The organism is Pedobacter gandavensis, from assembly GCF_014172405.1.
In the GTDB taxonomy this organism is placed as follows: domain Bacteria; phylum Bacteroidota; class Bacteroidia; order Sphingobacteriales; family Sphingobacteriaceae; genus Pedobacter; species Pedobacter gandavensis.
The window spans coordinates 25182-51940 of sequence record NZ_WNXC01000012.1 but is presented as its reverse complement, the minus strand read 5'-3'; the positions used below and the strand labels follow the sequence as shown (position 1 = coordinate 51940).

At 38.6% G+C, this 26759-nt stretch carries 27 protein-coding genes; 8 read left to right on the top strand and 19 right to left on the bottom strand.

Annotated elements, in window-relative coordinates; translation table 11 throughout:
- Together GM920_RS23400 and GM920_RS23395 are read right to left on the bottom strand one after the other, a co-directional pair.
- Complete coding sequence (locus GM920_RS23400) at window positions 1–990, bottom strand: UDP-glucuronic acid decarboxylase family protein (RefSeq protein WP_182961837.1); 990 nt, start codon at window positions 988–990, stop codon at window positions 1–3.
- A complete protein-coding gene (locus tag GM920_RS23395; RefSeq protein WP_182961836.1) occupies window positions 990–2300 on the bottom strand; it encodes a UDP-glucose dehydrogenase family protein in 1311 nt (436 codons plus the stop codon). Before GM920_RS23395 ends, GM920_RS23400 begins: the two co-directional genes overlap by 1 nt.
- 63 nt (window positions 2301–2363) lie before the next feature.
- On the opposite strand from GM920_RS23395, the gene GM920_RS23390 reads away from it, so the two are divergent.
- The gene (locus GM920_RS23390) at window positions 2364–3581 is read left to right on the top strand and encodes a 3-deoxy-D-manno-octulosonic acid transferase (RefSeq protein ID WP_182961835.1); all 1218 of its coding nucleotides are present in this window, start codon (window positions 2364–2366) and stop codon (window positions 3579–3581) included.
- Here the strand turns inward: GM920_RS23390 and hemH are convergent.
- From hemH to GM920_RS23365, 5 genes are all read right to left on the bottom strand, one after another.
- Window positions 3578–4591: a ferrochelatase gene (gene hemH, locus GM920_RS23385; protein ID WP_182961834.1), complete on the bottom strand. Its 1014-nt coding sequence runs from the start codon at window positions 4589–4591 to the stop codon at window positions 3578–3580. The genes GM920_RS23390 and hemH overlap by 4 nt on opposite strands.
- Window positions 4592–4682: 91 nt before the next feature.
- Window positions 4683–5531 carry a 4-hydroxy-3-methylbut-2-enyl diphosphate reductase gene (locus tag GM920_RS23380; protein ID WP_182961833.1) on the bottom strand — a complete coding sequence of 283 codons (849 nt, stop codon included), beginning with the start codon at window positions 5529–5531 and terminating at the stop codon, window positions 4683–4685.
- Between the two features lie 80 nt (window positions 5532–5611).
- Complete coding sequence (locus GM920_RS23375; protein WP_182961832.1) at window positions 5612–6571, bottom strand: hypothetical protein; 960 nt, start codon at window positions 6569–6571, stop codon at window positions 5612–5614.
- Window positions 6568–7191: a 1-acyl-sn-glycerol-3-phosphate acyltransferase gene (locus GM920_RS23370; RefSeq protein WP_182961831.1), complete on the bottom strand. Its 624-nt coding sequence runs from the start codon at window positions 7189–7191 to the stop codon at window positions 6568–6570. Before GM920_RS23370 ends, GM920_RS23375 begins: the two co-directional genes overlap by 4 nt.
- 37 nt (window positions 7192–7228) lie before the next feature.
- Complete coding sequence (locus GM920_RS23365) at window positions 7229–7738, bottom strand: phosphoribosyltransferase family protein (protein ID WP_182961830.1); 510 nt, start codon at window positions 7736–7738, stop codon at window positions 7229–7231.
- Window positions 7739–7874: 136 nt separating this feature from the next.
- Here GM920_RS23365 and GM920_RS23360 point away from each other — a divergent pair, with 136 nt between their 5' ends.
- Window positions 7875–8591 (top strand): head GIN domain-containing protein, encoded by a 717-nt coding sequence (locus GM920_RS23360; protein WP_182961829.1) that lies wholly within the window; start codon window positions 7875–7877, stop codon window positions 8589–8591.
- Between the two features lie 66 nt (window positions 8592–8657).
- On the opposite strand, the gene GM920_RS23355 is transcribed toward GM920_RS23360, so the two are convergent.
- The 7 genes from GM920_RS23355 to kbl form a co-directional block, all read right to left on the bottom strand.
- Window positions 8658–9059, bottom strand: coding sequence for a hypothetical protein (locus GM920_RS23355; RefSeq protein WP_182961828.1), 402 nt, complete (start codon window positions 9057–9059; stop codon window positions 8658–8660).
- A 7-nt stretch (window positions 9060–9066) separates the two neighbouring features.
- Window positions 9067–10569, bottom strand: coding sequence for a 23S rRNA (uracil(1939)-C(5))-methyltransferase RlmD (gene rlmD, locus GM920_RS23350; RefSeq protein ID WP_182961827.1), 1503 nt, complete (start codon window positions 10567–10569; stop codon window positions 9067–9069).
- Window positions 10570–10745: 176 nt separating this feature from the next.
- Window positions 10746–10856 carry a phenylalanyl-tRNA synthetase subunit alpha gene (locus GM920_RS23345; RefSeq protein WP_182961826.1) on the bottom strand — a complete coding sequence of 37 codons (111 nt, stop codon included), beginning with the start codon at window positions 10854–10856 and terminating at the stop codon, window positions 10746–10748.
- A gap of 394 nt (window positions 10857–11250) precedes the next feature.
- Window positions 11251–11826 carry a TetR/AcrR family transcriptional regulator gene (locus GM920_RS23340; protein WP_062546894.1) on the bottom strand — a complete coding sequence of 192 codons (576 nt, stop codon included), beginning with the start codon at window positions 11824–11826 and terminating at the stop codon, window positions 11251–11253.
- Window positions 11826–12239 (bottom strand): Rieske (2Fe-2S) protein, encoded by a 414-nt coding sequence (locus GM920_RS23335; protein ID WP_182961825.1) that lies wholly within the window; start codon window positions 12237–12239, stop codon window positions 11826–11828. Before GM920_RS23335 ends, GM920_RS23340 begins: the two co-directional genes overlap by 1 nt.
- A 6-nt stretch (window positions 12240–12245) precedes the next feature.
- Complete coding sequence (pheS, locus tag GM920_RS23330; protein ID WP_182961824.1) at window positions 12246–13283, bottom strand: phenylalanine--tRNA ligase subunit alpha; 1038 nt, start codon at window positions 13281–13283, stop codon at window positions 12246–12248.
- Between the two features lie 104 nt (window positions 13284–13387).
- Complete coding sequence (kbl, locus tag GM920_RS23325) at window positions 13388–14575, bottom strand: glycine C-acetyltransferase (protein ID WP_182961823.1); 1188 nt, start codon at window positions 14573–14575, stop codon at window positions 13388–13390.
- 141 nt (window positions 14576–14716) lie between these two features.
- Here kbl and GM920_RS23320 point away from each other — a divergent pair, with 141 nt between their 5' ends.
- Window positions 14717–17167 (top strand): DUF5686 and carboxypeptidase regulatory-like domain-containing protein, encoded by a 2451-nt coding sequence (locus GM920_RS23320; RefSeq protein ID WP_182961822.1) that lies wholly within the window; start codon window positions 14717–14719, stop codon window positions 17165–17167.
- Window positions 17168–17213: 46 nt separating this feature from the next.
- Here GM920_RS23320 and GM920_RS23315 read toward each other — a convergent pair whose 3' ends face one another.
- Window positions 17214–17951, bottom strand: coding sequence for a hypothetical protein (locus GM920_RS23315; RefSeq protein WP_182961821.1), 738 nt, complete (start codon window positions 17949–17951; stop codon window positions 17214–17216).
- Between the two features lie 123 nt (window positions 17952–18074).
- On the opposite strand from GM920_RS23315, the gene GM920_RS23310 reads away from it, so the two are divergent.
- Entirely contained in the window at window positions 18075–18761 is a 687-nt protein-coding gene (locus GM920_RS23310; RefSeq protein ID WP_182961820.1) for a helix-turn-helix transcriptional regulator, read from the top strand.
- A gap of 2 nt (window positions 18762–18763) precedes the next feature.
- On the opposite strand, the gene GM920_RS23305 is transcribed toward GM920_RS23310, so the two are convergent.
- The gene (locus GM920_RS23305) at window positions 18764–19744 is read right to left on the bottom strand and encodes a 2-hydroxyacid dehydrogenase (protein ID WP_182961819.1); all 981 of its coding nucleotides are present in this window, start codon (window positions 19742–19744) and stop codon (window positions 18764–18766) included.
- A gap of 129 nt (window positions 19745–19873) precedes the next feature.
- The gene (locus GM920_RS23300; RefSeq protein WP_182961818.1) at window positions 19874–21070 is read right to left on the bottom strand and encodes a C1 family peptidase; all 1197 of its coding nucleotides are present in this window, start codon (window positions 21068–21070) and stop codon (window positions 19874–19876) included.
- A gap of 147 nt (window positions 21071–21217) precedes the next feature.
- Here GM920_RS23300 and GM920_RS23295 point away from each other — a divergent pair, with 147 nt between their 5' ends.
- The 4 genes from GM920_RS23295 (at window position 21218) to GM920_RS23280 (ending at window position 24674) form a co-directional block, all read left to right on the top strand.
- Window positions 21218–22003 carry an SDR family oxidoreductase gene (locus GM920_RS23295; protein ID WP_182961817.1) on the top strand — a complete coding sequence of 262 codons (786 nt, stop codon included), beginning with the start codon at window positions 21218–21220 and terminating at the stop codon, window positions 22001–22003.
- A gap of 74 nt (window positions 22004–22077) precedes the next feature.
- A complete protein-coding gene (gene trhO / locus GM920_RS23290; protein ID WP_182961816.1) occupies window positions 22078–23016 on the top strand; it encodes an oxygen-dependent tRNA uridine(34) hydroxylase TrhO in 939 nt (312 codons plus the stop codon).
- Window positions 23017–23056: 40 nt separating this feature from the next.
- Complete coding sequence (locus GM920_RS23285; protein ID WP_235964624.1) at window positions 23057–23776, top strand: GDSL-type esterase/lipase family protein; 720 nt, start codon at window positions 23057–23059, stop codon at window positions 23774–23776.
- 106 nt (window positions 23777–23882) lie between these two features.
- Window positions 23883–24674 carry a carboxylesterase family protein gene (locus GM920_RS23280; protein WP_182961815.1) on the top strand — a complete coding sequence of 264 codons (792 nt, stop codon included), beginning with the start codon at window positions 23883–23885 and terminating at the stop codon, window positions 24672–24674.
- A 6-nt stretch (window positions 24675–24680) separates the two neighbouring features.
- Here GM920_RS23280 and GM920_RS23275 read toward each other — a convergent pair whose 3' ends face one another.
- The gene (locus GM920_RS23275; protein WP_182961814.1) at window positions 24681–25406 is read right to left on the bottom strand and encodes a YebC/PmpR family DNA-binding transcriptional regulator; all 726 of its coding nucleotides are present in this window, start codon (window positions 25404–25406) and stop codon (window positions 24681–24683) included.
- A 28-nt stretch (window positions 25407–25434) separates the two neighbouring features.
- On the bottom strand, window positions 25435–26385 hold the full coding sequence (locus GM920_RS23270; RefSeq protein WP_182961813.1) for an NAD-dependent epimerase/dehydratase family protein: 951 nt from the start codon (window positions 26383–26385) through the stop codon (window positions 25435–25437).
- Between the last annotated feature and the right edge of the window lie 374 nt (window positions 26386–26759).

Below are 26759 nucleotides of genomic sequence, written 5' to 3'. Positions count from 1 at the left end.
TTAACGGTTATAAGTTGTAAAATCTTTGTGCTCATTATTCACCAGTGCTTCTGCCGGCAGGGACTTGAAATACTCATAAGTAATTTTCAAACCTTCTGCCCTGCTCACTTTAGGCTCCCAACCTAAAATCTCACGGGCTTTAGTAATATCCGGACGTCTTTGTTTAGGATCATCCACAGGTAAATCACGCAATACTAATTTTTGAGTGGTACCTGTCAATTTGATGATTTCCTCACCAAATTGCTTGATCGTGATCTCATCAGGATTACCAATATTCACTGGCATGGCATAATCGCTCAGCAATAACCTGTAAATACCTTCTACTAAATCGTCCACATAACAAAACGAACGCGTTTGAGAACCATCACCAAATACAGTAAGGTCTTCACCACGCAAAGCTTGTCCGATGAAAGCCGGTAAAACACGACCATCATTCAGGCGCATTCTTGGACCATAAGTATTAAAAATCCTTACGATTCTGGTTTCTAAACCATGGAAAGTATGGTAGGCCATGGTCATTGCTTCCTGAAAACGTTTCGCCTCATCATAGACTCCTCTCGGGCCTACAGGGTTTACATTTCCCCAATATTCTTCTGGCTGAGGATTTACATTTGGATCACCATACACTTCCGAAGTGGAAGCGATCAGCATTCTCGCATTTTTACTCTTCGCCAGACCTAGTAAATTATGTGTTCCTAAGGAACCTACTTTTAATGTTTGAATCGGTATTTTCAAATAGTCGATCGGACTTGCCGGTGAAGCAAAGTGTAAGATATAATCTAAATCTCCCGAGACATAAACGAATTTCGATACGTCATGGTGCGCAAACTCAAAGTTTTCCAACTTGAATAAATGTGCAATATTCTCCAGATCTCCAGTAATCAGGTTATCCATTGCAATTACATGATAATCTTCTTTGATAAAACGATCACATAAATGTGAACCCAGGAAGCCTGCTGCTCCGGTAATTAATACTCTTTTACGTCCCATTACCCTATTAATTTACGACCAATACTATTATAATAATAACCCAAATCGATCATTTTTTCCAGATCATATAAATTACGTCCATCAAAAATCACCTTATTACTCAGGCTTTCTTCCATTCTTTCAAAGTCAGGATTTCTAAAAACAGACCATTCCGTAGCGATCAATAGTGCATCTGCATTTTGCAAAGCCTCATACTGATCCGCAACAAATTTAATTTTATCACCTAAAAGACGCTTTACGTTCCCCATTCCTTCCGGATCAAAGGCAGCAACTGTTGCGCCATGTTTCAGCAACTCATCAATAATATATAAAGCTGGTGCCTCACGAATATCGTCAGTTTCTGGTTTAAAGGCCAAGCCCCATAAAGCAAAATGCTTGCCTTTCAGGTTACCTTTGTAATATTTAAGCAGTTTATCCACTAAAACTGTCTTTTGTTTTTCATTCACATCCATTACCGCTTTCAGGATCTGGAAATCATATTGATGTTCATCAGCAGATTTAGCCAAAGCCTGAACGTCTTTAGGGAAGCAACTACCGCCATAACCGATTCCAGGGAAAAGGAAGCGCTTACCAATTCTTGCATCTGAACCAATTCCTTTACGTACAGCGTCTACATCCGCGTTTACAATCTCACAAAGATTTGCGATCTCGTTCATGAATGTGATTTTTGTAGCAAGGAAAGAGTTTGCTGCATATTTTGTCAACTCAGATGAACGCTCGTCCATGAACAGAATTGGATTACCTTGTCTAACATAAGGACCGTATAATTCTGCCATTAATTTTTGTGCTTTTTCACTTCTTGTACCGATCACTACGCGATCAGGTTTCATGAAATCTTCTACAGCCACTCCTTCGCGAAGAAATTCAGGATTAGAAACCACATCAATTTCTACGTTTGTATTTGCCTCAAACACTGCACGAACTTTATCTGCAGTCCCAACTGGTACTGTAGATTTGTTGACGATCACTTTATATTCCGTAACCAATTTAGAAATATCTTTTGCTGCACCAAGGATATAAGAAAGATCAGCAGCTCCATCACCCCCCGGAGGAGTCGGTAAAGCCATAAATATAATTTGTGCATCTTGAATACCATGTGCCAGATCGGTTGTAAAAGTTAGCCTACCCTGGGCGATGTTTCTATGAAATAATACATCAAGTCCTGGCTCATAGATTGGTACCTGACCATCCTGCATCTTTTTAACCTTAGCAGCATCTATATCCACACAGATCACTTTGTTCCCTGTCTCTGCAAGGCAGGTACCAGTAACTAAACCCACATATCCTGTTCCAATAACAGCTATTTTCATATATTAATTACGTTTTAATTTTAATGAAGTATCTTCGGCTAAGATAATAAATAAACACACAAAATGCTTTGGCTTTATAATATAGGAATCTCTTTTTATGGAATAGTGGTGGGCGTATTTTCCTTATTTAATGTAAAGGCAAGACTGTTTATCAAGGGGAGATCGACTCTTTTTAACCAGATAGAAAAAACCCTAGATCCTTCGACAACAAACATATGGTTTCATTTTGCCTCTCTAGGTGAATTTGAACAGGGAAGACCTGTTTTAGAAAAGATTAAAGAACTCCATCCCAATAAAAACATAGTGGTCACTTTTTTCTCTCCTTCCGGATATGAGATTAGGAAAAACTATTCATTGGCCGCAGGCGTCTTTTACCTACCCTTAGATACTGCAGCGAATGCCAAAAAATTTATTGCAGCAATCAAGCCTGAAATCGCGATCTTCACTAAGTACGAATTCTGGTATCATTATTTCAACGTTCTCAATCAGCAAAAAATCCCATTGTATATCATCTCTGGGATTTTCCGAGCGGATCAGCCATTTTTCAAGTGGTACGGTTCTTTTCACAGAAAAATTTTGAGTTTTGTAACCCATTTCTTCGTACAAAACCGAGAGAGTGTGGACTTATTAAAAAGCATTCAACTGGAAAATGTAAGTCTTAGTGGAGATACTCGTTTTGACCGTGTTGCAGAAAATGCACAATCCCTGAAAAACATTAAAGAAGTTGCGGATTTCTGCGGACCAAATCCTGTATTTATTGCCGGGAGTTCCTGGCCGGCCGATGAGCGCCTGATCGCTGAACTCATCCTTCAGCATCCCGATTGGAAATTTATCATTGCTCCACATGAAACCGACGCTGCCCATATCGATGAAATTAAAAAACTCATTCCCGCAGCAATTACTCATTCCGCATTATTAAAAGGGGCTGATAAAACTGCTCAAACCTTAATTATAGACAATATTGGTATGCTTTCTTCGCTTTACCAATATGGCACCATCGCTTACATTGGTGGCGGATTTGGAGTTGGCATTCATAACACACTGGAAGCCGCAGCATTTGGACTACCTGTTATTTTTGGACCTAAATATGATAAATTCCAGGAAGCAAAAGACCTGATTAAAATTGGGGCTGCTATAAGTATTGAAACAGAAAACGATCTTTCTACCGCTTTTCTACAATTCCAAAAGAATGCAGCTGCAGGAAAGATCGCTCAGAAATATGTTCAGGATAAAACAGGTTCTACCCGTCAAATCCTGAAATATATAGCTAATAATTTTTAGTTTTTCACCATTGCTACTAATGCGTCGATAAATTTAGGGTCGTCATTTAGGCTAGCTACCAATTGAACTTCTTCGCCACCAAGGGCTCTGAATTCCTCATGGTATTCTACACTTACTTCATAAAGTGTTTCCAGACAATCTGCCACAAAAGCAGGACAGAACACCAACAGCCTCTTTTTACCTTTTTCCGCCAGCGCTTTTAAAACATCGCTGGTATAAGGTTGTACCCAAGGTTCTTTACCCAATCTTGATTGAAAGCATACTGAGTATTTTTCAGCAGGAATATTTAATTTTTTCGCGATCAATCTTGCTGTATCATGGCATTGTGCAGAATAGCAAAATTTGTTTACATCTGTTAAAGTGCTACAGCAATCATCTTTCTTTAGACAATGTTGCCCGGTATGGTCACATTTCTTTAATTGTCTTTCTGGCAAGCCATGAAAACTAAACAAAATCTGATCATAACTTTCCGGCTGATACTTTTGTGCATTTTCAGCGAAAGTATCAATCATCAGTTCATTATCATGGAAAGAGTTAATGAAACTAATTGGCGGAACTGTTTGCCATTTACCGACCAGCTCCATTACTTTTTGAATCACAGAACCCGTACTTGCAGAGGCGTATTGCGGGAATAAAGGAATCACTTGAATGCTTTCCACCAGTCCTGCTTTTAATCTGTCAAGACCCGAAGCTATAGAAGGATTCTGATAGCGCATGGCTAATTCAACCTGGTATTCATCACCAAGTTTCTCCTGAACCATCGCTGCTTGAATTTTGCTAAAATATAATAGTGGTGATCCGTTTTCGTCCCAGATTTCTTTATATAGCTTAGACGTCTTAGGACTACGAAAAGGAACGATAATCCCTTTTACCAATAAAGTTCTCTGAAAAGCGTTGATATCAATCACACGCTCATCCATCAAAAATTCATCAAGATATCTTCGTACATCACTTACTTCCGGACTATCCGGAGTTCCTAAATTCACTAACAGTATGCCCTTTTTTCCCATAATTTTAGCAAAAATAATTAATCAATTGATTATAACCCTGTATCTCCAAAGGGAAAACCAATAATTACTTTTTTATGATGTTATAATGTATTTAATAAGATTCTAAAGTTGATTTTACCTGTTCCATTAGCCACATTGGTGTAGAGGTAGCACCACAGATCCCAACCTTATCATTCGGAGTAAACCAACTCTGGTCAATTTCTTCTACATTTGAAATAAAATAGGCATTGGGATTGTATTTTTTGCACACATCGTATAAAACCTTTCCATTGGAAGATTTCTTACCTGATACAAAAATGATCTTATCAAAATCAACGACAAACTTCTCCAAATCACCATAGCGGTTGGAAACCTGGCGACAAATCGTATCATTTGCTTTCACTTCATATCCTCTGCTCAGCAGCTGATCTTTGATATGGTAGAATTTATCTGTGCTTTTGGTCGTCTGACTATACAACGTGAATTTTGAAGGTAAGTCTACATGATCTAATTCTGCAAGATCCTGGAATACGATGGCTTTCCCATCTGTTTGTCCTTGTAAACCGATCACTTCCGCATGACCATGTTTTCCAAAAATCAGAATCTGCTCATCGTCGTCATGTGAATTTTTAATCCTGTTCTGCAGTTTTAATACTACCGGACAAGAAGCATCAATGAGAATCAGATTATTTTCCATCGCCAGCTGATAAGTCGAAGGTGCCTCCCCATGTGCTCTGATCAAAACCTTTTCATTTTTCAAGGTCTGCAGCTGCTCATGATCGATGATACGAAGTCCTTTAGCCGTTAATCGCTTCACTTCCTCATCATTGTGTACAATGTCACCAAGGCAATATAAATAATCTTCATGGTCCAAAATATCTTCAGCCATGTCGATTGCATATACTACTCCGAAACAAAATCCTGATGCTTTATCTATTGTGACGGCTAAATCGTATCCCATAAATTATTTAATAAGTAACCACATACAGTTACAAAATTACATAAAAAGAGTTTGATATGCTATTTCTCGCGTCTGATATGCTAATTCTTAGACTTAAATACAGAAAGAAAGCTTTTCCAACATTGATGAATCACCTGCCAGGTTAGGCTGATCATTTGTAATGGATGGTACAAGATGGAAGGAATAGGTTTTTGGGCAGTCAGATAAGCGATCATCATTCTTGACAAAAAGATCAGGCCGCAAGGCAGCAGCAAAAATACTGGTGCTAAAGTTAAGGCCATTGCTATTGGCCCGGCAATCACTAATACCAAATACCCCAATGCGACGATTGGCTGATTACTAAAATTCAACATCAAACGTTTAGAGAAAACCGCAGCATCAAGCTCCCGCTCCTCTTGGTAAATCAGTCTGTTCCCGAGTAAGAAATCGGCTTTTAATTGTTCTTGTTTTACACTTCTCACCATTTCTAAAGCAGTCAGGTTGGTGTCTTTAAAGGTTTGATTCCAGTCGTACTGACGATAAATCCCCGCATTGAAGAATAAGCATGCCCCATTAGCCATTGCGAAAGCCGGATGATTGATCAGCCTGACCAACCTTAAAGGGAATAGATTTAGTAATATAAAATCATTCAGGGGATAAAAACAATTGGCTATAAAACCAGTGATATTTGGTGTAGGAATAACACTTAACAGTGCCAATTTAAAAACGGCTGTCCGATAAACCAGGCTATTTATGAAACCCTTTTCAATTAAGGTATTCGCTTCAAGGAATAGGAAATAATCACCATTGGCGGTCGTTGCTACATCAGGGCCATCAAATGATTGAATCAGTATCTCGTAATTTTGATAATCCTGCAAGGAAATACTGGCAACCAATCTCTCTGCCTCCTTTTCAGACTTTTTCACTTTTATGATGATGACCACCTTATCCGTAAAAGACCGGCCGGTATTGCCCAATTTAGGATTGGAAACGAAATTGAATAACGTAACTGAAAAACGCAGGACTAAAAAGACAAGTACTATATATAGGAAAAAAATCATGCAGATTTTTTGCTTTGTTTATGAACAGCCTCTTCATAATGTTTGTTATACGCTCTTTTCAGTAATTGTAAACTGATATACTCTTCCGCTTCCCAAGTGCAGAGGTAACTTTTGGCCATTGGTTTTCTATTGTCAAAATAGTCAGTAAGCGTCGCGGAAAATACAATTTGAAACTTTTTCTTCGAGGCATTGATCAATTGCATCACGCCTTTCTCAAAAGAAATATTATTGACATAACTGGTGTACAGTCTGCCTTGAGGAAATAAAAGCACTAAATTCTTAGGATCATCTAATAGCTGTCCAGCGTAAGCCAAGGTTTCTACCACATCTTTACCCTTAGGTTTCGAGGCAAAAGCACCCAAATATTTTAAATACCATTGACGCTGATAATCGGCTTCTGTTACCAGCACATGAAATTCCTTCTTAAAAATAACCTTATTCAATTGAAACATTAAGAAGCCATCCCACCAACTAAAATGATTGGCAAGGAGTAAGATTGCTTCATCCTCTTTATTCTGAAGCCGATCGTAAGTGTAACCTGAAAAGTCCTTCTTTAGGATATAGGCGATATACCAGGAAAAGAATTGAAAGATTAACTTGCTTTTTCGGGACGGGTACATCTCTCTAAAATGAGAAAAATAAGCCTGATATCCAAGACTAACTTAAATAAACCCGATCCTCTTCTCCTTCTACATCAATCACTACATCTACATGTTCCTTTAAAACGGTAGCCATTTGTAAGCCAACGAAATCCGTTGCAATTGGGAATATTTTATGACTTCTATCTACCAAAACTACGGTTCGGATCTTTTTGTGAGGGGTATTTAGAAAAACGCCTAATCCATAAGCCAGTGTTTTTCCGCTATTCAATACATCATCTACCAAAATGATCACTTTATTCTTCCAATGACTTTCATCCAGGTCTGTATTGGCAACCAACTTACTATTTAAGCGATCTAGCTCAATCTTCAACATGGTGATTTTAAGATCTGATATTTTAGCCAATACCTTCTTTAGTCGCAGGGCAACTTTATAGCCACGGTCCCATATCCCAGCCAATACAATTTCCTTTTCATTCAGGTTATCTTCCAAAATCTGGTAAGCAATCCTATTAATCTTTTGTTGTATCTGTTTCTTATCAAGAATAAGCAATTGAGATTCTGCCATTTGTTATTTCCTATTTTATACTACAAAAAGAACGATTTTAAGGGGCATATTCAAATATTTAAAAAATAAAATCGAAATCGTGCAACGTTTAGGTAGGTATGGCGTCTAATCTGTATAACCTTAAACAAAAAACACCATGAAAAGTACCTTTCTATATAAGACTGCCTTACCTGTACTACTAGCATTTTCCTTAAATACGATTCCTGCAAAAGCGCAGCAGAGTAAAAACATTTCGTTAACGAACTTCAATGAGGTATCGGTTGCGAGTGGAATAGACCTATACCTGACACAGAGCAATTCTGAAAACATTAAAGTTAGTGCCCATAAAGATCTTTTAGAAAATGTGGTTGTGGAGAAGAATGGCTCTGCGATAAATATCAAATACAAGAACAATCAGGGTTGGGGAAGAATGTTCAAGGGAGAAAGCATTAAAGTTTACATCAACTATAAAACGCTAGCGGCCATTACTGCCAGCGGTGGTAGTGATGTTTTCGGACAAAACACCATCAAAACACCAAAATTAGGACTGCGAGCTTCCGGAGGTTCTGACTTATCTTTAGACATCCTTGCCGATGACCTGGAAGTTACTGTGAGTGGTGGATCAGATGCCAAACTTAAAGGAAAAGTAAAAAATATGATTGTACAAACCAGTGGCGGCAGTGATGTTGACGCTTATGATTTGATCAGCGACTATGCAAAAGTAACTGCCAGCGGTGGTTCCGATGCGAATGTATATGTAAGCAAAGGATTGGAAGCAAGTGCAAGTGGTGGTAGTGATATCAACTACAAAGGGAATGCAGCCTTGAATAAAACATCATCTTCGAAAAGTGGAGATGTCACTCATATCAAATAATTTAGATCATTAGTTTTTAGTTATCCCTACACAGGAAATTTCCTGGTAGGGATTTTTTATGATCTTTTATTTTTTATATGGGTAGTAAATGAAATTAGCCCCTTCTGGAACAATCACAAATACACACATAAATTCCTGTGGTTTTTTATAGCTTTTCAAGAATAGCGCTTTCTTTTCAGGATTTATAATCCCTTTTTGCACAAACTCATCAAGTGTAGAAGCCTGAATCGTCCAGTCTGTATTTAACTCCGTTCTATCCAGAATCATCTCCCCTATCGTCACCGTATGTTGGTGCGCTACAAAGATCGGGTGTGTTGAAATCCCTTCATTTAGGATGGCAATTGAAACCTCCTTAATCGAATCTGAATACAATTCCAAGTCTTTTTCTAAACTCACCAATGGACTTTGTTTCTTTGGCTCCTCTTTTTTGCCCTCGGGGTCTTGAGGCAATAACTCTTCAATATCCATTTTATTTCTAATTTGCTTCCACTACTTCTTCAGTAGTCAGACCAGTAAATTTTAACAGCACTACATTTTCAACATGTTGCGTATGTGGGAACATATCAACAGGTTTAATCCGCACTACTTCATATTTCTCTTTTAACAGCGCCAAGTCTCTGGCCTGTGTAGCTGCATTACAGCTCACATACACGATTTTTTCGGCTTCCATTTCTAACAATCTTGCCACTACATCTGCATGCATTCCTGCTCTTGGTGGATCTGTGATTACCACATCAGGTTTACCATGCGCTGCAATAAAATCGGTGGTTAGAATATCTTTCATATCACCGGCATAAAATGTAGTATTGTTGATTCCGTTTAATTCTGAATTGAATTTAGCATCCTCAATCGCAGTGGGCACATATTCTACACCGATCACTTGTTTTACGCTACCTGCCACAAAGTTGGCAATTGTACCAGCTCCAGTGTATAAATCATAAACCAATTCATCTCCGCTGAAACCAGCAAACTCTTTGGTGATTTTGTACAATTCCAGCGCCTGCATAGAATTCGTTTGGTAGAATGACTTCGCACCGATTTTGAATTTCAAGCCATTCATTTCTTCAAAAATATGATCTCTACCTGCGTAAGTAATCACTTCCTGATCGAAAATAGTATCATTTTTCTTTTGGTTGATGATGTATAAAAGAGAGGTCACTTCAGGGAAGTTAACTTTCAGGTATTCCATCATACCATCTACCTCCGTTTGTTCTACGTAGGCAAAAACCACAACTACCATAACTTCTCCTGTAGAAGAAGTACGAATGATCAGGTTTCTCAAGCTACCTTCATGGTTACGCAGGTCATAGAAGCTAAGTCCATTTTCCAAAGCGTAACTTCTCACTTTATTTCTCAAAGTATTAGATGGCTCTGCCTGTAAATAACAGTGTTCAATGTCTAATATTTTATCAAAACGCAAAGGAACGTGAAAACCTAAGGCATTCATTTCCATTTCTGCCTTTTCAGGAGATGCTACATTTTCCACCACATCAGTTTCAGCTGCAGTTTCTGCATCAGCAACAGGCATATCTGCCTTGTTTAACCAGCGTTTATTAGAAAACGTATATTCTAATTTATTTCTATAGTATTTATTCTCTGCCGAACCTAAAATAGGCTCCATTGATGAGGTATCAATTTTAGCCAACCTTTGCAATGCAGCCTCAACATTTTTATGTTTAAATGTCAACTGGGCATCATAGCTCATGTGCTGCCATTTACAACCGCCACAAGTACCAAAATGTTGACAGAAAGGGTCTGTTCTTAACACAGACTTCTCATGTAAAGTTTCAATTACAGCCTCAGCGAAATTCTTTTTCTTTTTTACGACACGAACATCAACGACATCGCCGGGTACAGCTTTATCCACAAATACCACCAATTCATCTGCTTTACCTACTCCCTTGCCTTCTTCGGCAATATCAATAATACTTAAATTGGGGATAATGGTTACCGTTCCGGATTTTCTATTTCTACTCATTATGCCGCAAATTTAAGTTTTTTTTCATTGCGTTGTAAATGTTTTTCAATGGTAGCCAGGAGGATTAGTAAAAACTAATTTTAGGACAGCATGAGGAAGGAAAATGGAATTTTAAGACATAGGGATTTACATGAGGCTTTTACAGCCTATCCAATAAGAAATCTAAATGTTATCTTTTACTTATCAAAAACACGCAGGATAAAACCAAAAACGCCTTCAACCAGGTTAAAGCTCATATCAAACTTCTCATCAACTAAAACAGAAATCTCTAAAACTTCTTTACTCATTGTCTTTTACGTTGATAACAAGACCAAAATAGCAATTTTCATACCAAATACCAAAACGGTATAAGTTGTCATTTTAATAAATTTATGTTAAAATAACCACTATAACAGCCATTGATAGTCAATTTAAAGGGCACAGGATCGATTCCTGATAGTTATTATTTTCGGATAGCCAATACGAGGGCTCTTCTAGGGCTTTGATAGGGCTAGTGTAGGGCCAGAAGGCCTTTAAAACCCGGCTCAATCCCGAAGTAGATCCGCAATAAAGGAGCACATAACAGCATTAGTGTCTGATTGCTTTCCAAGAGCAACAAAAATGAGTAAAAAAGAAAGCCCTTCCATTCAGAAGGGCTTTCTAATATAATTTTACAATTCCCAAAGCGGGAATGATGAATCTTTACAATGCTGCTTTCACTAGAAAAGGCAATAATTCTTTTTGGAAACTCACAAAGTTCTTTCTTACATCGGAATCACTTACCGAAGTAAAAGCAAATGAGAACACGATACTTTTACTTGCTTTCAGTAAGAAAGCAAGACCTTCTTTGCGCGAAGGGTTATTTTTGAAATGGTCTAGTTCCAGGTAAGCAGAAAGCAATAGGGATTCCAACTGGTCAGACAAGTGTTTTAAGAATTCCTGTGAGTTGGCATTCTCTCTAACAAAATCCCAACCTATAAATTCATTACAAACAGTATAAGTAAGCCTGCAGGTTTTCATGACCAATGCAGTCAGGTGTTCTTCCTCATTAGAAAATTGCGCTTTATTCTTTAGAATTTCATGGAGGTTTAAGTCCAGATAATCCATTAAAATGGCATCCAAAACCTGTTCCTTGCTCTCAAAATACTTATAAATGGTCGCTTTAGCTATTCTGGCTTTCTTTGCAATTTCGTTTACACTTGTTTTGTGATAACCATATTTCCTGAACAACTCCTTTGCAGCCCTGATTATGCTTTCTTTAATTTTCTCTGGTTCCATCAATTAGATACATTTATCATCCCATCGCTTCCAACAGAGGTGCGATATACCTTTAAATAACGTACAGCCGGCGCTTTCTGCGGACTGCCGTCGAGCAGTAAAAACTTAGCCCCACTGCAAGGATCAGTAGCCGTAATCAAATTATCATCCGGCGTAACCTTACAACGTTGATCAGGATTAACGGAACTGCATTGATCAAAAGTAATATAATTACCAGGCGTAATCTTAACAATCATCAAGCCAGCTACCCCGATATTGGGAACCACTAGTATACGATCCTTTGCCCTTATATTAAACTCAGCTTCAGATATTCGGTAATTGACAAGTACATTGGGAATATACCTTCCTTCATCCTTACCACAACCCACCAAAAGCAGGAAGATTACTAATGTACCGGTTATCCTTTTGATCATTCAGGCTTATATCAATGATGTTTTATATTGTTTTAAGAAGCGAGCATCATTCTCTGAAAATAACCTCAGGTCTTTGATTTCGAATTTTAAATTAGCGACGCGCTCGATTCCCATTCCGAATGCGAAACCGCTATATTTCTTCGAGTCGATACCACAATTTTCCAATACATTCGGATCAACCATACCGCAGCCCAGAATCTCCACCCAACCACTTTGCTTACACAACTGACAACCAGCACCTTTACAAATGGTACAAGAAATGTCCATCTCAGCCGAAGGCTCAGTAAAAGGGAAATAAGAAGGACGGAAACGAACTTTTGTTCCTTCACCATACAGTTCCTGCACAAAGTAAAACAGCGTTTGCTTTAAATCTGCGAAAGACACGTTCTCATCTACATACAAACCTTCTACCTGATGGAAGAAACAATGTGCTCTTGCTGAGATTGCTTCGTTACGATACACACGACCTGGCATGATGGCTCTGAAAGGAGGTTTTCCTTCTTCCATCATTCTCACCTGAACAGAAGAGGTATGGGTACGCAAAGCGATATCTCCTTTTTCTCCACCTTTCTTAATAAAGAAAGTATCCTGCATATCACGCGCTGGATGCTCTTCAGGAAAGTTTAAAGCAGAGAAGTTATGCCAATCGTCCTCAATCTCGGGACCTTCAGCAACAATAAAACCTAGTTTATTGAAAATTTCGACGATCTCTCTTCTTACCAATGCCAGTGGATGACGGGCACCGATTTCAAATCCTTCCCCAGGTAAGGTCAAGTCTAAGCCTAAATCCTTTTTGGTTTCAGTGACTTCAGTTTGATCTTTAAGCGTTTGATATTTAGCTTCTGCTAATTGCTTAAACTCGTTTAAAACTTTACCCAGGACTCTTTTTTCCTCAGGTGAAACAGCCTTAAACTCATCAAAAATATCTTTGATAATTCCTTTGGTACCAAGGAATCTGATGCGGAATTGTTCTAATTCATCAGCGCTATCCGTAGAAAACGCATTTATTTCAGCAGTATATTGTGTTATCTTCTCTTGTAACATGAGGCCAAATATACAGCTATTTATATAATATTTTTATAATCGCTGAGTCCAAAAATCAACTTGAATAGGATGTCCGAGTAGAAATTGGACTCAGCGAGAATATTTTAGATCACACCAAGTGCTTTACCTACTTTGGTAAATGCAGCAATGGCTTTATCTAAATGGTGTTGCTCATGAGCTGCAGAAAGCTGTACGCGGATTCTTGCTTTCCCTTGTCCAACTACAGGATAGTAGAAACCAACCACATAAATACCTTCTTCCAGCATCTTAGCAGCAAATTCCTGTGCTAATTTAGCATCATAAAGCATCACCGGAACAATCGGATGAACACCCTCTTTGATGTCGAAACCAGCTTCGGTCATTTTCTTGCGGAAATAAACCGTGTTGCTTTCTAATTTATCTCTTAAGTCAGTAGTCTCGCTTAACATATCTAATACTGCAACCGAAGCACCTGCAATAGCTGGAGCCAAAGTGTTAGAGAATAAATATGGACGTGAACGCTGACGTAGCATGTCAATAATTTCTTTTTTACCAGCAGTAAAACCTCCAGATGCACCACCTAATGCTTTACCTAAAGTACCCGTGATGATGTCTACTCTGTCCATTACGTTAAAATGCTCGTGTGTTCCACGACCTGTTTTACCAATGAAACCTGTACAGTGTGACTCATCAATCATCACTAATGCTTCATATTTATCTGCCAAATCACAGATTTTATCCAATGGAGCGATTACACCATCCATAGAAAAAGCACCATCAGTCACAATAATACGGTGTCTAGCATCTTTGGCAGCGATTAATTGTTGCTCCAAATCAGCCATATCAGCATTTTTATACCTGAAACGTTTTGCTTTACACAAACGTACACCATCAATGATGGAAGCGTGATTCAATTCATCAGAAATGATTGCATCCTGATCATTTAAAAGCGGTTCGAAAACACCACCATTTGCATCAAAAGCCGCAGCGTATAAAATAGTATCTTCAGTACCTAAGAATTTAGATATTTTCTCTTCTAACTCTTTATGTACATCTTGAGTGCCACAGATAAAACGAACTGATGACATTCCATAACCATATTTATCAATTGCTTGTTTAGCCGCTTCAGTTACACGTGGATCAGAAGATAAACCTAAATAGTTGTTTGCACAGAAGTTGATCACTTCCTGTCCAGTACTAATTTTGATATCCGCACCCTGTGGGGTAACGATCACACGTTCACGTTTAAATAAACCGTCTTTTTCTATTTGCTCCAATTCTTGTTGAAGAACAGGTTGTAATGTTTTATACATACTATTATTTGCTTGTTGCAACCAAAGTTATGAAAATATCGTCTTACCCAAACAACCTTGTTCAATACCCATTAACAAACTTTAACAAAAATTTGCTGTTAACTAAGAATACATACCCGATATTTAGGCTTTAATCCATCTATGAAGAGAATCCAACTCACGCTTTTACTGATACTTGTCGCAACTAGCGCATTATTTGCTCAGGAATTTAAATTGAAAGGAAATATTAAAGATACAAATGGAGATGCCGTTCCTTTTGCTTCTGTTTATGTAAAAAATACCACAAAAGGCACTTCAGCAAATGTGGATGGTATTTACGCGCTTGCCTTAAACAAGGGTACTTTTGTCATTATTTACAAAGCGATCGGTTTTAAGGCTGTTGAAAAAAACATCACCATCGCAGAAGAAAACATTGAAAATGTCGTGTTAACGCCAGAATCATTTACCTTATCAGGCGTAACTATTGATGGGAATGCAGAAGACCCAGCCTACGAAATCATTCGTCAGGCTATCAAACGAAGAAAACAACACCTGACTGAAGTACCGGCTTATACGGCAGATGTTTATATTAAGGGCGTTCAAAAACTCGTTGGTGCGCCTAAAAAATTCTTTGGAAGAGACATTCAGAAAACACTAAATCTGGATACAAATAGAAAAGGTATCCTTTACTTATCTGAGTCAACTTCACTATTTTCATTTGAACTGCCTGATAAAGTCCACGAAGAAATGATTTCTTCCAAAGTTGCCGGTAGAAATAACGCGTTCAGTTTCAATAAAGCATCGGATCTGATCATCAACTTCTACCAGAACATTTTGCTAGAAAACACACTTAGTGCACGTGGTTTTGTGTCTCCTATTGCCGATAATGCTTTGTCTTTTTATAAGTATAAACTCCTGGGAATGGTTACTGAAAACGGGAAAACCGTGAATAAGATTGAAGTTATTCCTAAAAGGGGGCATGATCCGGTTTTCAATGGGATTATCTACATCATAGACGACAGTTACCATCTGGTGAATGCGAATGTATACCTCACCAAGGGCTCAGGCATCAATTTACTGGATACCCTACAAATCTCTCAGCAATTTCTAAAGGTTGAAAAGACTTATATGCCTTCCAACATCAATTTCCAGTTTAAAGGAAATGTACTCGGCTTTAAGTTCGAAGGTTATTATGTGGGTGTTTACAGTAATTATAACATTCAGCCTAAATTCCCGAAGAACTATTTTAACGGGGAAATTTTAAAGGTCACAAAAGCTGTGAATAAGAAAGATTCTCTATTTTGGTTAAACAGCAGACCGATCCCGCTTACCCCGGAGGAAAGTCGGGATTACATCCGAAAAGATAGCATTGCAGCCTTAAAAACATCCAAACATTACCTGGATTCTGTAGAAAGAGAAAACAATAAACTGGGCCCGTTTAAACTATTGATTGGTGGCTACAGCCTGAACAATCGCTATGATAAGAAAAGCTTAAGATTTGATCCGATCTTACCTGCATTGTTTTACAACACCGTAGAAGGCTTCGGTATGCGCTATGGCATCACCTATACCAAACAGATGGAATATGGTGAATTCTACCAGATCAGGCCAGAAATACGCTATGGTTTATCTAACAAAGAACTGACGGCATCCATTAGCGGAACGTATTATTATGATGCGGTTAAACGCGCTAGCATTACAGCGAGTGCTGGCTCTGGCATTTTCGATCTGAACAACCTTGGTTCAATGAGTCTGTTAGGGAACTCTATTAACTCCCTTCTATTTGAAACCAATTACTCTAAATTTTATAAGAAAGAATTTGTAAATATCGGGACGAACAGAGAATTAGCCAATGGCTTAATGGGAAGCTTAAAACTGCATTACAGTCGAAACTATAATTTGGTAAACACTACTCATTTTAGAATCAGGGATGTACCTGAAGAGGCCTTTACTTCGAATAATCCATTTACGCCTGAAGTGGAAACGCCATTATTCCCTACTTATGAATCTTTCAGTGCAGAGGCTTCCTTAAAATATACCTTCGGGCAAAACTACATGACGATGCCAGATCGAAAGATCTACCTGCAGTCGAAATACCCAAGCATAAGCTTATCCTATAAAAAAGGCATCAAAGGGATAATGAGTAGTGACGTTGATTACGATCTGATCTCTGCTGAAATTTATCAGAACAGAATAAGCTCCGGCTTATGGGGCTATTCTTCTGTAGTAATCGGGGCTGGTAAATTCTTGAATAACAATCAGCTATATTATCCGGAATTTAAGCATTTCAGTGGTAACAATTCTTTATTTAGTGTACCTGAAATGAGGAAATTTCTTTTCCTTGATTTCTACCTATTCAGCACTGATCGTGAATACTTTGAAGCTCATTTTGAGCATAACTTCTCTGGAAGATTCAGCAGCAAAATACCTATACTTCGTAAGTTAAAACTGGAAGAACTGGTTGGAGTGAGCTACCTAAGTCAGCCTTTAAAAAGAAACTACACGGAATTCTACTTTGGATTACAGCGCCTGATCTTCAGAGCCGCTTATGGTTTTGCCTACGATGGTAATAAACGAGTTAATCATGGATTCAGACTCTCCTACGGATTTTAAAACAAGCCTCCCTATGCTAAATTTTGTTTAGTGTAGGGAGGCTTAATCATAAAACGGGGATTAGTTCCTGTTGGCGAAAAATACTCATAATCAATCCTGGCGGAAAAAACTGATAATCTTTATTCTGAAAAGTTACATCTACAGGTAGCACTTTCCAGCCTTCATCTCCTTTTACCCGGAGCTCATGAACCACATGAATACATTCCAGTAATTTTTCCAAATGCTCATGCATAGGAAATGAGTTGTGGCCATTTTCACATTCATCGGCCATTGGAATGTCACAGAGACTGTAAAACAATACCATATCCAGTTCATCCTGCCATGCGCTTAAGGATTGGTATTCAAACAGCCGCTCAAATACCATTCTGACATTATTGACCTCCTCATCAGCCAATACCCGACAATACTTCATCTTATCGTCTTTCATTCTTTTATCGACTTCAATAAAACCTCCCCTACGCCACATTCCATTAGTTTGAAAGAGCGGGTCATCTTGCTTTATTTGCAGGTCAATCCGCTCATTTTTGAGAACCAACCAGGCCATTTCCAAAAACCTGGTTAATCGTTGATGGACACTTGCCTGTCTGGAAGGCTCGTACATTTTACCATTTTTATAGGCCAGATTATTAAAAGCCAGGGCAAAAAATAATCGGAGCTCCTGCCTGAAGAGTTCAAGATCAATGGCATCAAAGAATTCTTCTACAACCAATAGCGGATTCTCTAACTCTTCATCTTCTAAATACCTCAAACCAGGCGTATCATTCGTACTGTATCTTCTTCTCATAATAAATTTTATTAATTAATAGTGCAACTGATGAACTTTAAAATATTATATTAGCTAAATAATTAATACAATCTTACGTATAATTAATCAAAAGATAAACTGATTTGCATAAAAATTAAAGCTATGAGGAAAAACATTTATTTAGAGAGCGACCAAACCGGCGCCAGGCTCAGGGAAATACGTTTAGCGAAACAAATGACCTTATTACAGTTCTACCTTCCGATTACCAAACACATTGGTAACTGTTCTTCCATAGAGAGTGGAAGAAGAAATATTGGAAAAAGGTTGTCGAAAGACATCATTGATTATCACAAAATTAACCCAAGGTACTTGAATACTGGTATGGGAGAAATGTTTACCAGATCCTCAGATCCTGATGAACATTTGCCACAACTGGAAGAAGGCGTACCTTATTTCAATGTAAACCTTACTGAAATTACGGTAGGCGAATTAAATGTATTTCAGGAACCACCAGAATATTATGTCAATTATCGTCCTTTTAATGATTGCGATGCCTACCTGCCAGTGTATGGAGATAGCATGTATCCTAAATTTACGAATGGGGAGATCATTATCGTAAAAGAGATTAAAAACAGAGAAATCATCCAATGGGGAGAAGCCTACCTGGTGATTACAGATGAGATTTCCAACAACATTACTACGGTAAAGTTACTTTTTGAACACCAGGATCCCGAACGAATTCTATTGCGATCCTTAAACCCGGATTACATTGGAGATACGGTGTTGGAGCGGAAAGCGATCAAGCGAATATTTCTGGTCAAGGGTAAGGTAACCAGAAATCATTTATAGCATCAGGACTTCGTGGTATATACTTCTGGGTTCACTAGAAATGGAATCTCAGCTCCTTTAAGACCTGCAATCACATTTTTGGCGGCAAGGACTGACATGGCAGCACGGGTTTCCTGAGTGGCTGATCCAATATGAGGAAGTACGGATACATTGGGCATCTGTAACAAAGGATGGTCTGGTCTCATAGGTTCAGGGTTGGTTACATCCAATCCTGCGCCCCAGATCTTCCCTGCTAGCAGGGCCTTTAGCAAATCTTCTTCTTGATGAATGGCACCTCTAGCCGTATTAATAAAAATCGCGCTGGGCTTCATCAGGTTAAATGCGGCCCAATCAAATTTTCCTTCAGTTTCAGGAGTTAGTGCAGTGTGTACAGTCAGCACATCACTCTGTTGCAGCAATTCCTCAAAAGACAGCCATTTGGCGTTTAACGCTTGCTCTGCAGCTTCATTCCTGGTTCTATTGTGGTAGATTATTTTCATACCGAATGCTGCTTTACAACATCTGGCCATTTCCAGCCCTATTTTCCCCAATCCAAAAACACCTAGCGTCTTTCCTCTGAGCTCTACACCTAGGTTAGCAGTAGGATCAAAAAATCCCCATTGTCCTTTTTCTATGCTTTTATGCAGGTAAAATGCCTTTCTGGAAGTAGCGAGCATCAATAAGAAGGCAGTATCTGCCGTGGCCGCACTTAAAACACCGGGGGTATTTCCGATAGGAATATTTAAGGAAGTTGCGGTATCTACATCCACATGATCAAATCCCACAGAATGCAAGGCTATCACTTTTAAATGGCTACAAGCTTGAAGAAAATCAGCATCCAATCTGGTACCGACGCTTAATAAGGCATCACTTTCCAAGCAGTTTGCAATCAGCTCTTCCTGCGTCAATGCCCTTTTCTCCTTCCACTCCTGTATTTCAATCCCTGCTTCCTCTAATAGTTTTCTACCTTCTTCTGGAATTACTCTCGTTATAAATACCTTCATAAATTACCTTATTATACAAAATCAACAACCATTTCCTTTGAAATGTTCTGGAAATAAAAACCAAATGTTTCAGCAATAAAAAAGGCGGTCCAATAATTTGAACCGCCTTTCTCCTTTATCTTTAAAGAATTAAAGACTAAGTTTCTTACGAATATCTGAAGGAAGACCTTTTTTATTCAACAAGAAAGCTGTGGTTTTGAATTTCACAAAGTTCTTCGTTACGTATAGGTAACCTTTATAGTCATTGCTAGGACCCCAAGAGTTTTTCACAATGTAATATTCTTTTCCGTTTTGGTCTTTGGCGATACCAGTAATCTGCATACCGTGGTCATCAGTAGTTTTGTAAGTATCAAACGCTTCCTGACGCATTTCTACAGTAATTTCTTTTTCTGGTTTTGGACCATTGAACATCGTAGTACGTTCTTCTTTAGACATATTTTCGAAATCTTTTTCTGGAACAAAGGCAACACCATTTTTCCAGCTAAAACCTTTTTCACTTACGTCTGTAGCCCAGGCAACAGTATATCCTTTTTTCAATGCATTGTCGATCACCTTAGTGATGTCGTCCATTTGAACATTGTAAACCTGATCGTAAGACCAGTTGTCAGGAACCATCAATACCGCTTTAGAATAGTAAGGAGCTGAAGTGAAAGAAGATAGTTCTACATAATCAGCTGGATTAATTCCTACTACTTCTTTAGCGAAAGTTTTAGGGGTATATTCTTTTCCTTCAAAAGTGAATTTTTCAGGAACCGCTCCTAGGCACGAGTCAATAGTAGCGATATATTTACTTTTCCAAGAAGCATCAAACTTTCCTGCTGGTGCATTTACTGCATTGTCAAGAATCGTTTTGGTCAACTTGTTCATATCATCAGATTTATTTGTTGAAGTACCGTAGTTTCTTCCATCATAAACTGACTGTGGTAATGCGCCATATAAAGCAAACATATTGATTACATCATGACAAGCACCACCATCACCTAATGTTAGCGCACCATGCATACGCACATAGTTGATTCCTTTTTCGATATAAGCATTACGGGCAGTAAAGATATCAGCAAGATCTACTGGTTTTTTACCTGCGCGAATCATTTCTGATTCTAAGAATGAATTGGTACTATAGCTCCAGCAAGTTCCTGAAGACTGTTGGTTCTTTACAGAAGTTGCTTCTGCATTGATTACCGGAGTAAAGGTGAAGCTATTTTTACTGTCTGTACTGTGATTGTTGCTTAAGGCATTTACCAGGTTATCCTGAGCAAATACACCACCTGTGCTAAATAAAAGGCCTGCAGCCAATAGCACTGGTTTCATAGAAATTTTGGTCATTTTTTGTGTTTAAATTTAATCCGCCTCACAAATCATCCGCTGATTTATAATGACGCTGGCAAACTTAACAATATTCCAATAACCCAACAACAGCATAAAAACATTGTTACCTCATAATTTTTCGATAAGTTTAAAATAAAACATCACATGGACATTTCATTAAAAGGAAAACACGCATTAATTTGTGGCAGTACCCAGGGTATTGGATTGGCTACAGCAAAAGTCTTAGCTGGCTTGGGTGCCCATTGCATCTTAATGGCTAGAAATGAAGATGGCCTCCAAGCGGCAATGAAGGAATTGGCACAAGACGAAAGTCAGGAGCACAGTTATGTTGTTGCTGATTTCTCTATAAAGCAACAATTGTCTGATGCCATACATAAAATTACCACTGAACACCCGGTTGCTATTCTGATTAACAATACTGGCGGACCAAAAGCAGGTCCGATCACAAAAGCGAATTCTGAGGATTTTGAATCGGCATTTCAACAACACCTCATTGGAAATCACCTCCTGGCTACCGCAGTGCTTCCGGGAATGAAAAAATTAGGTTATGGCAGGATTATCAACATCATTTCCACCTCAGTTAAAACCCCATTACCAAATCTTGGTGTTTCCAATACCATTCGGGCGGCAGTCGCTTCCTGGGCAAAAACCTTATCTAATGAAGTAGGCATCTACCAAATCACGGTTAACAATATTCTGCCTGGATTAACGGATACCGCCAGATTGGGGAGTTTAATCGAAAGCACCGCAGAAAGCCAAAAGACAGACGTTGCAACGATAAAAAAGAATATGATTTCGAGTATTCCGATGGCTCGATTTGGACAGGCCGAAGAAATCGCCAATGTGGTTGCTTTCCTTGCTTCTCCTGCAGCCTCGTATGTTACTGGAACCAGCATCAGAGTAGATGGAGGCAGGACCCCTGCGATTTAGCTTTTTCCAATCTCATTTTTCTTTCTTAACTTTGCCCCACATTAAACGCTGTATGCAACAGTATCAATGATGATATGAAAAAATTCCAGACCATACTTTATTATTGCTATAGTCCAATAGCAAATGCAGAACAATTTGCTGCCACTCACCTTACTTTTTGTAAATCTTTAAACCTTGTAGGCCGTATTATCGTGGCTGATGAAGGTCTGAACGGCACCATTTCGGGAGTCAAAGCTGATGTTGAAGCTTACATGGCCGCCATTCACGCCGATGAACGTTTTGCCAAAACAGAATTTAAGATTGACGAAGTGGATGAGCCTTCTTTCATCAAAATGCACTGTCGTTATAAAGACGAGATTGTGCATTCTGGATTAAAAGATCCAAACATCATCAATCCAAATACACGCACAGGTAAACACCTGGAGCCTGTAGAATTTCAGAAGATGATTAAGGAGGAAGATGTGATCATTCTAGATGTACGTTCTAACTATGAGCACAACCTAGGCAGATTTAAAAATGCGATTACCTTAGACATTGAAAACTTCAGGGATTTCCCGGAGCAAATCAATGAATTGGCTAAATACAAAGACAAAAAAGTATTGACCTACTGTACAGGTGGTATCAAATGCGAAAAAGCATCTGCACTTCTTTTGCATCATGGCTTTAACGATGTATACCAGCTTCATGGTGGTATCATCAAATATGGTAAAGAAGCGGGTGGAGAAGATTTTGACGGTAAATGTTATGTTTTTGATAACAGGATAGCTGTGGATGTCAACTCTGTAAACCCAAGCATTGTTTCTACCTGTTATTCTTGTGGGATAGTAACTCCAAAAATGATCAACTGTGCAAATCCAGAGTGTAATGAGCACATCACACAATGTGATGCCTGTGGAGAAGAATTGGAAGGTTGCTGTTCTGTTGCTTGTACTACTCATCCTCGGAAGCGTCAATATGACGGAACCGGATATTATGTAAAAGTACCACAACAGGTAAACGTTTCCGCAAAATAATCAGGGCAGCCATTCCGCGCCCGCATTAAAATAAAAATTCATGCTTTACCTTTCGGAAACCCGGGTAGGTAAAGTATGTCTACACCATTTTCAACCGACTAAAATGAAGCTATTCTACCGCTTACTTTTCTTACTGAGCCTCAGCTATAACCTAGCTACTGCACAGCAAAAACCGGCTTTCTGGAAAGAAATTCAGCAATTCAAGCAACAGGATAGTCTCGCGATGCCAGCAAAAAATGGGATCTTATTTATTGGGAGTTCTTCATTTGAAAAGTGGAAGGATCTGGAAACGGTATTCAAAGATTATCAGGCGATCAACAGGGGATTTGGTGGTTCTACTCTGGCACAAGCAAACTATTACATTGCAGATTTGGTATTTCCTTATCAACCCCGACAAGTGGTTATTTATAGCGGAGAGAATGACATTGCCATGGATGGGAAGAGTGCATTAGAAACTACAAGTCGCTTTGCTGCATTTTTCAGCAATATCCGAAATAGATTCCCAAATGTTCCCGTTTTATATGTATCCATAAAAAACAGCCCATCGAGAACTCAGTTTTCGGCTACTAATACGCATACCAATCAACTCATTAAGGATTATTTAAAACACTATCCAAATACTCAGTTTGTGGATGTGAATCGCAAAATGTTACATCATAAAGCCCTTAGACCGGAGCTTTTCCTGGAAGACATGTTACACATGAAACCAGAGGGCTATGCCATCTGGATTAAAGCAATTACCCCTTACCTGATTAAATAATCAGGTAATTACGTTTGGAATTATCTGATTGTTCCGCATTTTAGAAACGTAGATCCTCCTAATTTCTTTACTTTTAAATGATTGTCAAATTGTTTAAGTTTGAATTATGAGCCGCATCAAAACAACCCTCTCCATCCTACTCCTGGTTTGTAGCCTGAGTTCAAAAGCGCAGGATTTCAAAAAGTATGATAAAGGAAGCTTTATTAAGGGCAAGGATAGTATTTCTTACCGCATTCTCTTTCCAGAGAATTTCAGTGCAGAAAAAAAATATCCGATCCTGTTCTTCTTACACGGTAGTGGAGAACGCGGCAATGACAATGAAAAACAATTGACACATGGTGGAAACCTGTTCCTTAAACCGGAGATCCGGAAACAATTCCCGGCCATCATCGTTTTCCCACAATGTACAGAAGATAGTTTTTGGTCAAACGTTATTTTTGATCAGGATGCACAAGGAAACCGGAAGTTGAATTTTCAAAAAAGAGGAAAGCCCACAAAATCTATGAAAGCCTTACTGGGTATGATTGATGACTTTTTAGAAAAGCCGTATGTGAATCATGATCAGGTTTATGTAGGCGGTCTATCTATGGGTGGCATGGGTACTTATGAATTGTTAAGACGCGAGCCTAGGCTTTTTGCAGCGGCGATTGCCATTTGTGGTGGCGACAATGTAGCCAACGTACAAAAATATAAGAATGTTCCCTTATGGATCTTTCATGGAGAGAAAGATGAGGTAGTTCCAGTTGTATTTTCTACCATGATCTCGGATCAGCTTAAAGTACTGGGAAAAGATCCTAAGCTTACTTTATATCCGGATGCCCATCACAACAGTTGGGACGCTGCATTTGCAGATCCCAATCTATTGCCATGGTTATTTTCTAATCAAAAGAAACGATAGCGAACCTTATTCCGCCATATTGTGATAAACGGCTTGAACATCATCGTCCTCTTCCAGTTTATCAATTAATTTGAATACATCAGCAGCTTGCTCTTCCGTTACTGGAATCGTAGACAAGGAGATGCGCTCTAATTTTGCACTCTTCATTTCTACACCAATATCTTCAAGGGCTTTTTGCATTTTACCGAAATCTTCGAAAGCAGTTTGCACTACTGCTACTTCATTTCCTTCTTCATCAGCTTCCAGATACAATTCTTCCAGACCTGCATCAATCAATTCAAACTCCAATTCTTCAAGATCCTTATCAGCTGGTAAGAAACGAAAAACCGACTTACGGCTAAAGATAAAGTCCAAAGAACCTGTTTTACCTAAGGTACCACCAGTTTTATTGAAATAACTACGAATGTTAGCTACCGTTCTATTGGTATTGTCGGTTGCAGTTTCAATTAAGATGGCCACACCATGTTGTGCGTAACCTTCATAAACAAACTCTTCGTAACCATTCTCATCTTTGTTGGATGCTCTTTTAATTGCTGCTTCCACTGTATGTTTAGGCATATTTACTGCCTTTGCATTCTGGATAGCAGTACGCAGACGGGAGTTCGTCTCCGGCGAAGGGCCATTATCTTTAACGGCCATTACAATCTCTTTACCTATCCTGGTAAATTGTACAGCCATCTTGGCCCAACGTTTAAATTTCCTTTCTTTTCTGAACTCAAATGCTCTTCCCATTGTATCTTTTATTTAAGGGATTCCCTTATTAATGATTATTCTGTAAGTTCGTTAACATATCCGTTGTCATTTTTGACAAATCAAACTCCGGCTTCCATCCCCAATCTTTTTGAGCGAAGCTGTCGTCGATAGAACGTGGCCAGCTGTTGGCAATTGCCTGACGTGGATCATTCTCGGTGTAAGTTAATTTAAAATCTGGAATATGTTTTCTGATTTCTGTAGCTAATACCTCTGGTGTGAAGCTTACACCACCAAAATTGTAACTAGAACGGATAGAAATTTTGCTTGCTTCGGCGTCCATCAATTCGATTGTTCCCCGAATGGCATCATCCATATACATCATTGGTAATTCTGTTTCCGCGTTTAAGAAAGAAGCGTAGCTACCTTTTGTCAATGCATCATGGAAAATATGGATGGCATAATCTGTAGTACCCCCCCCTGGTGCAGCTTTCCAGCTGATCAATCCTGGGTAACGGATACTGCGCACATCTAAACCAAATTTCTGATGGTAATATTCACACCAACGTTCACCTGCAAGTTTGCTGATGCCATAAACCGTATTCGGATCCATAACACAGTACTGTGGGGTTAAATCTTTTGGAGAATTTGGTCCAAATACTGCAATAGAACTTGGCCAATAAACTTTAGCTGTTTTGTAAATAAGGGCAAGGTCTAAAATATTCAACAGGCCATTCATGTTTAAATCCCAGGCTAATTTAGGATTTTGCTCGCCAGTAGCAGATAACAATGCGGCTAATAAGTAAACCTGAGTAGGTTTATATTTTTGGAATATGTTGTTCAGGATGTCCTTCTCAAGTACGTTTACGAACTCAAATGGTCCTGAATTTTTGATGTCATAATCAGGTCTGCGGATGTCACACGCGACTACATTACTTTCACCGTAAGTCTTACGTAAAGCGGTTACTAATTCAGTGCCGATCTGACCGTTAGAACCTAATACTAATATTTTCTCAATCATGAATTTTTGTATGGATTTTGACAAAGTTAAAAAAACGAAACAAACCTCTATAAAATGTTTATGATTTATACGTTTTTGTATTTTTCAAGCTCGTTTTTCATCGCCATTTATGGGTAAAAAAGCACTGAAACACCAGGGAAAATCCTTGGACATTCCATAAAAATGACACCCCAGACTAATTTTGTTGGAATAACGTTTTAGGAATACAATGAAAGGGGAAAAACGCCATCAAATGGCCCTTTATTTTTCAACATTTTCCAGGCCTAATGCGGAAAAAGTTGATTAAGTAACAAAAACATGATATATTAGAATTATTGTGTATTTCGCACACTAACCATTATTTTTTGCTTATTATTACAAAACAAAACACACTT

Excerpts from the sequence above, each read along its gene's own strand:
- GM920_RS23400 (WP_182961837.1), bottom strand. The coding sequence starts at position 990 with ATGGGACGTAAAAGAGTATTAATTACCGGAGCAGCAGGCTTCCTGGGT.
- GM920_RS23395 (WP_182961836.1), bottom strand. The coding sequence starts at position 2,300 with ATGAAAATAGCTGTTATTGGAACAGGATATGTGGGTTTAGTTACTGGT.
- GM920_RS23390 (WP_182961835.1), top strand. The coding sequence starts at position 2,364 with ATGCTTTGGCTTTATAATATAGGAATCTCTTTTTATGGAATAGTGGTG.
- hemH (WP_182961834.1), bottom strand. The coding sequence starts at position 4,591 with ATGGGAAAAAAGGGCATACTGTTAGTGAATTTAGGAACTCCGGATAGT.
- GM920_RS23380 (WP_182961833.1), bottom strand. The coding sequence starts at position 5,531 with ATGGGATACGATTTAGCCGTCACAATAGATAAAGCATCAGGATTTTGT.
- GM920_RS23375 (WP_182961832.1), bottom strand. The coding sequence starts at position 6,571 with ATGATTTTTTTCCTATATATAGTACTTGTCTTTTTAGTCCTGCGTTTT.
- GM920_RS23370 (WP_182961831.1), bottom strand. The coding sequence starts at position 7,191 with ATGTACCCGTCCCGAAAAAGCAAGTTAATCTTTCAATTCTTTTCCTGG.
- GM920_RS23365 (WP_182961830.1), bottom strand. The coding sequence starts at position 7,738 with ATGGCAGAATCTCAATTGCTTATTCTTGATAAGAAACAGATACAACAA.
- GM920_RS23360 (WP_182961829.1), top strand. The coding sequence starts at position 7,875 with ATGAAAAGTACCTTTCTATATAAGACTGCCTTACCTGTACTACTAGCA.
- GM920_RS23355 (WP_182961828.1), bottom strand. The coding sequence starts at position 9,059 with ATGGATATTGAAGAGTTATTGCCTCAAGACCCCGAGGGCAAAAAAGAG.
- rlmD (WP_182961827.1), bottom strand. The coding sequence starts at position 10,569 with ATGAGTAGAAATAGAAAATCCGGAACGGTAACCATTATCCCCAATTTA.
- GM920_RS23345 (WP_182961826.1), bottom strand. The coding sequence starts at position 10,856 with ATGAGTAAAGAAGTTTTAGAGATTTCTGTTTTAGTTGATGAGAAGTTT.
- GM920_RS23340 (WP_062546894.1), bottom strand. The coding sequence starts at position 11,826 with ATGGAACCAGAGAAAATTAAAGAAAGCATAATCAGGGCTGCAAAGGAG.
- GM920_RS23335 (WP_182961825.1), bottom strand. The coding sequence starts at position 12,239 with ATGATCAAAAGGATAACCGGTACATTAGTAATCTTCCTGCTTTTGGTG.
- pheS (WP_182961824.1), bottom strand. The coding sequence starts at position 13,283 with ATGTTACAAGAGAAGATAACACAATATACTGCTGAAATAAATGCGTTT.
- kbl (WP_182961823.1), bottom strand. The coding sequence starts at position 14,575 with ATGTATAAAACATTACAACCTGTTCTTCAACAAGAATTGGAGCAAATA.
- GM920_RS23320 (WP_182961822.1), top strand. The coding sequence starts at position 14,717 with ATGAAGAGAATCCAACTCACGCTTTTACTGATACTTGTCGCAACTAGC.
- GM920_RS23315 (WP_182961821.1), bottom strand. The coding sequence starts at position 17,951 with ATGAGAAGAAGATACAGTACGAATGATACGCCTGGTTTGAGGTATTTA.
- GM920_RS23310 (WP_182961820.1), top strand. The coding sequence starts at position 18,075 with ATGAGGAAAAACATTTATTTAGAGAGCGACCAAACCGGCGCCAGGCTC.
- GM920_RS23305 (WP_182961819.1), bottom strand. The coding sequence starts at position 19,744 with ATGAAGGTATTTATAACGAGAGTAATTCCAGAAGAAGGTAGAAAACTA.
- GM920_RS23300 (WP_182961818.1), bottom strand. The coding sequence starts at position 21,070 with ATGACCAAAATTTCTATGAAACCAGTGCTATTGGCTGCAGGCCTTTTA.
- GM920_RS23295 (WP_182961817.1), top strand. The coding sequence starts at position 21,218 with ATGGACATTTCATTAAAAGGAAAACACGCATTAATTTGTGGCAGTACC.
- trhO (WP_182961816.1), top strand. The coding sequence starts at position 22,078 with ATGAAAAAATTCCAGACCATACTTTATTATTGCTATAGTCCAATAGCA.
- GM920_RS23285 (WP_235964624.1), top strand. The coding sequence starts at position 23,057 with ATGCTTTACCTTTCGGAAACCCGGGTAGGTAAAGTATGTCTACACCAT.
- GM920_RS23280 (WP_182961815.1), top strand. The coding sequence starts at position 23,883 with ATGAGCCGCATCAAAACAACCCTCTCCATCCTACTCCTGGTTTGTAGC.
- GM920_RS23275 (WP_182961814.1), bottom strand. The coding sequence starts at position 25,406 with ATGGGAAGAGCATTTGAGTTCAGAAAAGAAAGGAAATTTAAACGTTGG.
- GM920_RS23270 (WP_182961813.1), bottom strand. The coding sequence starts at position 26,385 with ATGATTGAGAAAATATTAGTATTAGGTTCTAACGGTCAGATCGGCACT.